Below are 939 nucleotides of genomic sequence, written 5' to 3'. Positions count from 1 at the left end.
CAGATCATTAATCTCCGTCTGGTATGCCCGGTTGCTCTCCCGCAGCAGCTGCTGGGTGACTTCCGCACTCAGGGTGCTTTGCAGGGTTTGGCTGTCCGCAAATCGATCCGGCCCTGCCGTTTCTTTCCGCTCTCCCAGGTTCAGTCCAGCCCCCTCCGCGGCAAGCCTGCTCCAGTAGGCTCGTTCCTTCGCAGCCTGTGGGCTGTTCGCGTAATCCTGCAAGGCTTCTGCGAAACGCTGGTAAGAGTCGGTCTTCTCGCCCGCATCCAGCTTTTCTCCCCGCTCCGCCTGCTGATACAGCACTTCCATGTCCTCCAGCAGGATTCGCCAGGATACCCCGTCCACGACCAGATGATGAATCGCCAGCAGCAGATGGTCTCCATCTTCGGCTTCAAACCACCCGACCTGCACCAGCTTGCCCTCTTCCAGATTGCATGCCTGCTGCACCCGGGTAGCCGCCTCATAGACCTGACGCTCCGGTTCATCCCAGCCCCGTGTATCAAACCGGTGCAGGGTATACATCCGCTCCCCGGTAGGCACGGGACGGTTGATTTGACGGATGCTGCCATCCGCTTGCACCTCATACCTCATCCGCAGCGCATCATGATGCTCTAGCAATCGGTCCAGCACCTGTTCCAGCACGTCCGGCTTGAATCCGGCTGCCCGGTGCAGCATAAAGGACTGGGTGAAGTGGTTTCGTTCCGCTGTATTGTTCGCAAAAAACCACTGCTGAATCGGGGTCAGCTGCACTTCCCCTTCCACCGGATCCTGGTCGATGCGCTCCCGCTGATCCCATTTCACATACGGGGAGAGATCCCTAATCTTCGGATAGGCAAACAAATCCCGGACCTCCATCCGCAGTCCTGCCCGAGCCAGACGTGATCCGATCTGGAGTGCCTTGATGGAGTCTCCCCCGGAGACAAAGAACTGGTGATTGAT

The 939-nt window shown here is 58.7% G+C and carries 1 protein-coding gene; it reads right to left on the bottom strand.

Annotated elements, in window-relative coordinates; genetic code table 11:
- The coding region (locus tag P364_RS35935; RefSeq protein ID WP_036666056.1) for a condensation domain-containing protein at positions 1-939 on the bottom strand (939 nt) is incomplete at both ends.

Source organism: Paenibacillus sp. MAEPY2 (assembly GCF_000499205.1).
Lineage (GTDB): Bacteria > Bacillota > Bacilli > Paenibacillales > Paenibacillaceae > Paenibacillus > Paenibacillus vandeheii.
Note: the sequence above shows the minus strand (reverse complement) of the source record. Positions and strands in the feature narration are given on the sequence as shown.